Below are 5,402 nucleotides of genomic sequence, written 5' to 3' on the forward strand. Positions count from 1 at the left end.
CCGCGTGTGCGCAGCCGGGTCGTTGCCCTCGTCAGCTCGATTGTCGATGAAGAGATGGAAGAACAGAAGGACGTTTCCCCATGAAAAGACCAACAAGAGCGCGGCCGCAAATTGGCCAGCGGTTCGTAAAGTTCTCGTCGCGCACTGCAGGTTTATTCCGCATCTAAAAAACGATCTGGCCGACGTTCTTCTCTCGGTCAAGCACAGTGCCAAAACCGGTACTGCGGTCGGCAAGATCGTCAAGGATATCTGCCGCCGTTCTGCCATCGGCAAGCACAGGGAAGGGGAGGCGATCGCGTGCAGGATTGGATAATGCCTCGGTTCCCCCGATCACAATCGGGCGCAAGCGGATATTCTCCAGCCGTCCGCTAGATTCAAAATTGCAGGTCGCGATGACGCTTCTCCACACCTCCGGCGGGCTCCATTCCTGTTCGTCCTTTTCCGTATGGAAGAGGAAGTTGCCAAGGCCGTAGAAAATTGGCGTATTCCGATATATCTCGACCGCTTGAAGGACCGGAGCGCCATGGCTGACAAAGAGGCCTGCGCCCGCGTTCACGCAATCGTGCGCAAATTCTCGCACCCAGGCGGGGACTTGCTGCCAGTTCGGCTCCCAATGGTGATGATGCAAATACACGATGACGAGTGTGTCGCGGCCCGCTTCTTCCGCGATCGCCGAAAGGTGAACCCAGGCGCTGTGCCGGTCCACGACGATGCGGCGAGCCGTCTCATCTGATCTGCGAAACACGGTTCCATAGAAATCAATTTCGTCTTGGCCATGAAGATCAGGCGGATTCTCGGGCTGGGCATAGTTCGCGCGCTCCAAGGGCGAACTTAGAAGACGCTCTTGAATGGAGCGAAGCAGGTTGAATGTTCCCGTTTCCAGGTCGAATACCCTGGAGACCTTCAGCCTATTGATGCCGGGCCTTGCTATCCTGCCCTCAGTTGCGTCCTCGGCGTACATGAAAGACGGGCCTGGCCCAGCGTCCATGGCAATCAGCGCAACATTTCGGGATCCGAACGTCATTTTCTGTGCCGTGGAAGCGTGATGCTTGTTGTGGCCGATGCCGGCATACAGGAAATTGTGTGCCGCAACCTCCTCCAGCGTCGAGAGGATCCCCGGCGGTCCAAGATCGAAAGCATGGTTGTTCGCCAGAGCCAGGCTATTGAAACCGAGCTCCTTCAACGCCGCCAAGACATCCGGCGCTGCAGCGCCGAAATAGCGGCCTTTGAGCGGCCAGCCTCCATGACGACCGTAGATTGTCGTCTCGAGATTGGTGAAGGCAACATCGCTTGCTTTGAGAATTTTGGCGATTTCAGCGAGCCGTGGATCGCTGATCGCTCGAAGATCACGACGAATGAGCGACTGGCCCGTGACAGCAATGGAAAAGGGTGCGGACATATGGTCTGCCTTCGATTTTGGGACTGCCGATCGCTTACGCGCTGTGGCTTCGGGGGAAAATGCGTATCGTAGAGCCAGTGTCTAGTTCGGCGTACGTGGCGAAACATCGATCTTGAACCATTGCTCGCTCAGCCGCTTCAAGGTTCCGTCTTTCGTGGCGGCGTCGATGGCACTATCGAATGCCCCAACGAGTTCGCCGTCATCTTGCCGAAGTCCGACACCGACACCCGGGCCCCACAGGCCACCGGAGAGCTGCGGGCCGTAGAACGTTGCAATCCCACCATCCTTGCTGTCGAGAAAGGCTTTCCAGGTGAAATAGTCGGCAAGGCCGCCATCGATGCGCTCAGCCACGAGATCGAGATGCATGTTGTCCTGGGAATCATAGCTCCTGATCGTCGCGACTTTTCCGAACAGTTCATTGAGCACCGCTTCCGAATTCGACGATCGCAACACGCCCAGAGTTCTGCCGTTGAGCGCGGCTCGAAGCTCCTCGATCATCGCCTGCTTTTCGGGATCAATGGTTGTAAGATCGAGCGCCGCCGACGTATCCGTCGGTGGAAGATCGAGATCCTTGCGCATGACGATTTGGTTGAAACCTCCGGCGTAAGGCTTGGAAAAAGCGATCGACTTCTTCCGCTTCTCGGTTATCGCCATGCCCGACATGATGGCATCGAACTTTCCAACGGTGAGCGCCGGTATGATTCCGTCCCAGTCCTGAGGCACGAAAGTGCATTCGATCTTCATCCTCCGGCAAAGATCGCGGCCGACGTCGATGTCAAAGCCGGCGAGCTCCCCTTGGGGGGTGATGGCATTCCAGGGCGGCGAAGCACCTTCAGAGGCGATTGTCAGTGTCTTCCTGTCCATTGCTCCCGCGTTGTTGGCGCAGACGACAAGAGACAGGGCAAGCAGAAGTGTTCGTTTCACGACGATGTTCCTTTCATTGCTGAGTTTGATTGTTGGCGTCCGGGATGTGGGCTGGCGTCAAGTTCCAGCCGAGGCGAGGGGCGGTTTTTCGTCCGCTCTTCGAGGGAGAGGTTGCGCTGGCGGTGGACGGCTTGCCGTCGGTGTCCAATTCGACTCCAGGATCTGGAACCCTTGCGTGATCAAGAGGGTAAGCAGCAGGTAAAAAGCACCCGCGGCAATGAAGACCTCGTATGGGGCGAATGTCTCCGACACCAGCTCCCGGGCGAGCCCGGTCATTTCAAGTAGCGTGATGGTGCTTGCAAGGGAGCTTGCCTTCAGCATTCCAACCACCTCGTTTGCATAGGCGGGAAGTGCGATCCTGAGGGTCAAAGGGAACACGATGAATCGGGCAGTCTGGAAACGGGAAAGGCCCAGGGCATTGGCCGCTTCAACTTGCCCACGGGGCACTGCCTGGATTCCGCCGCGCAGAACTTCAGTGGTGTGGGCGGCGCTGTTCAGGGTAAAAGCAATGAACGCGCACCAGAATGGCTCTCGCATTACGGCCCAGAGAAAGCTTTGGCGGACGAGGGGAAGCTGGCCAATCCCGTAGTAAATCAGGAAAAGCTGAACCAGAAGCGGCGTGCCGCGGAACGCATAGGTATATGCCAGCACGGGCGCGGAAGCCCACGGATTTGATGATGCCCGTAGGAAGGCGAGCGGGACCGAGACGGCGAAGCCTGCGGCAAGCGATGCGAATGTCAGAACCAGAGTGAGAAGAAGGCCGCGGGGAAGGGTGAGAAACGCTTCAAGCGCGATGGTCATGCTCATTGTCTCAACCTTTCATCGCCGGGAGCGAATAGCGGCGCTCCAATAACCGGAACGAAAGAAGCGACAGGCTTGTGAGGGCGAGGTAGATTGCAGACGCTGCGAGATAGAAGGGGAGTGGAGCGCGCAGTGAGCCCGCGCCTATATAGGCGACGCGCATGACATCCGTCAGCCCGACGACGGAAATCAGCGATGTATCCTTTATCAAGGAGATGCAAAGGTTGCAGAATGCCGGCAGAGCGATCGGGATCATCTGGGGAATGATGATCAGAAACCAAATCTGCGCGTTCGAAAGCCCGAGCGCCGCTGCAGCCTCTCGTTGGCCCGGTGCAACCGCGTTGATCGCACCACGGAATATTTCCGCGGCGTACCCACTGAACACGACGGTCAGTGCCGCGACACCGGCCGCGAATGCATTAATCTCGATGTAGCCACCGGCAATCGCGCTCAAAAGGGCGGTTCCGCCGAAATACGTCAGGAGGATGATCAGAAGTTCCGGAACACCCCGGATGATGCCCGTGTAGGCCCGCATGCACGATGAAACCGACTTGCGGGTCGAGTTGCGGAGAACGGCAATAAGCAAACCTAATAGGGTCCCGAAAGCGCAGCTCAAGGCAAACACTAAAAGTGTGTTCTTCAATCCAGATAAAAATTGATCTACAAATGCGTACAATGCAAGTCTCCAATATTCTTGCGAGCGCACCGAAATCGGAAAGGTATTCTCCCGACATATACTAAGAGCTTGCCGAGATTTAACCGAGGGTAGATTGGATTTATTAGCTTAACCAGCGCTCTAAGTTTGGCGTATGTCAAAAATATACTTTGACTTGCCGCCGTCAATTTATAAGATTCAGGAAGTTTTGATAAGCGCAACTTATGAGGCGCGTCGCTCGACCACGATTGAGATTCCCGGCCATGGAAATCACCGACTCCGGAGTGAAGATCCGCCACCTTCAAATATTGCGGGAGGTTATGCGCGCCGGCTCGGAAAGGCTCGCAGCGCAGATGTTGCGAATAACCCAGCCGGCGGTCAGCCAAAACATCAAGCAGCTAGAGGAGACTGTCGGCTTCGCGCTCTTCCGCCGGGAAAACAACAGGTTGATCCCCACCGTCAAGGCATGGGAATTTCTACGCACAATCGACGCGGCGTTTGCCGGACTTGATCGGATCGGACCGTCAATCGACTTCCTGCGGAACAACGATACGCGAATGATCGGCATCGCGGCGCCAAGCGCTTTCTCCTTCGCGACCTTGCCGAAAGTGGTCAAAAGGATTCGGGAGAGAAGCCGCTCTTACGCCGTTCAGGTGAAATCAGGAACTTATGAGCAGATTGCAGATCATGTGTTAAACGGCCGCTCGGATCTTGGCATCTCCCGATTGCCTCTTGATGAGCGCATTCTTGATTGGGTGCCCGTCGGCTCGGCCACCAACGTATGTCTTTTTCCGGCCAACCATCGATTTGCGGCACAGCAGCTTGTCACTGCCGAAGATCTTGCTAGTGAGGCGATCATCGATATCGACCCGCAAATTGCCTCTCACCAAATGAGCGTCAATGCCCTTCGATATATGGGAACCGCTCCTGACATCGCCGTGGAATATGACGCCAATGGCCATGACATTGGCTATGTCATGGCAGGGATCGGCGTTTCGATTACGAACGAGATCATTGCGAGCGAATATGCTGAATTCGACGTTGCATTCCGCGAATTTCAGCCAGGGGCAACATATCACTACGTCGTCGTTTGGCAAAAAGATCGAAAGCTGAGTGATAGCCTAAGATTTGCATTGGAAGAGATAGTCGCGGCTTTGACAGATCGGGCTGCTTGACGATCGCATCGAGGTATGACCCTCGCACCGGAAAACAGATGTTGCGAGTTCATGCTGAACCGCGAGTTGTGCGCGTAAGCTTAGAGCGGGATGATTTTAGGTAGACCCGTGAGAAGGATTCCCTATGACGCAAATCAGATTCATCCTTCTGGCCGGTCAGGAGGCTGAGCTGGATGGCGAGACCTGTTTCGAATAACCGCGAGAAGTTGTAGAAGCGGTGATACAGGAGGGGTGTGGTGCCGGGCGGCGGTGCCGGGCGGCGTCCAAGCGCTTCCGCATTGGCATCAGCATCGCGATCGATTGGGTGCGGCGCGTGACGCGACGGACAGCGCAGCCCGGCAGGATGAGTAGCCACAAGCCGCGAACGGCGGTGGCTTACCTAAGAGCCTGACCGAAAAAGAGTTGAGTGAAATCAGCCAGTTGTGATTCTGTTTGTTTGCTTAGGACG

General features: G+C 56.1%; 5 protein-coding genes and 2 pseudogenes. 3 read left to right on the plus strand and 4 right to left on the minus strand.

Annotated features, from left to right (window positions below; all coding sequences use genetic code 11):
* Positions 1-84 (plus strand): annotated as a pseudogene (locus tag ATY29_RS38115) (helix-turn-helix domain-containing protein); the annotation flags it as partial.
* A 79-nt stretch (positions 85-163) separates the two neighbouring features.
* Here the strand turns inward: ATY29_RS38115 and ATY29_RS33285 are convergent.
* The 4 genes from ATY29_RS33285 to ATY29_RS33300 form a co-directional block, all read right to left on the minus strand.
* The gene (locus ATY29_RS33285; protein ID WP_097537520.1) at positions 164-1,399 is read right to left on the minus strand and encodes a CapA family protein; all 1,236 of its coding nucleotides are present in this window, start codon (positions 1,397-1,399) and stop codon (positions 164-166) included.
* 81 nt (positions 1,400-1,480) lie between these two features.
* A complete protein-coding gene (locus ATY29_RS33290; RefSeq protein WP_097537521.1) occupies positions 1,481-2,323 on the minus strand; it encodes a transporter substrate-binding domain-containing protein in 843 nt (280 codons plus the stop codon).
* Positions 2,324-2,380: 57 nt separating this feature from the next.
* Positions 2,381-3,130, minus strand: coding sequence for an ABC transporter permease (locus tag ATY29_RS33295; RefSeq protein WP_097537522.1), 750 nt, complete (start codon positions 3,128-3,130; stop codon positions 2,381-2,383).
* Between the two features lie 4 nt (positions 3,131-3,134).
* The gene (locus ATY29_RS33300) at positions 3,135-3,800 is read right to left on the minus strand and encodes an ABC transporter permease subunit (protein WP_016737469.1); all 666 of its coding nucleotides are present in this window, start codon (positions 3,798-3,800) and stop codon (positions 3,135-3,137) included.
* Between the two features lie 242 nt (positions 3,801-4,042).
* On the opposite strand from ATY29_RS33300, the gene ATY29_RS33305 reads away from it, so the two are divergent.
* Complete coding sequence (locus ATY29_RS33305) at positions 4,043-4,954, plus strand: LysR family transcriptional regulator (RefSeq protein ID WP_008536031.1); 912 nt, start codon at positions 4,043-4,045, stop codon at positions 4,952-4,954.
* A gap of 173 nt (positions 4,955-5,127) precedes the next feature.
* A pseudogene (locus ATY29_RS38120) lies at positions 5,128-5,318 on the plus strand (IS630 family transposase); the annotation flags it as partial.
* Between the last annotated feature and the right edge of the window lie 84 nt (positions 5,319-5,402).

Origin of the sequence: Rhizobium hidalgonense (genome assembly GCF_002914525.1) — a bacterium.
In the GTDB taxonomy this organism is placed as follows: Bacteria; Pseudomonadota; Alphaproteobacteria; order Rhizobiales; family Rhizobiaceae; genus Rhizobium; species Rhizobium hidalgonense.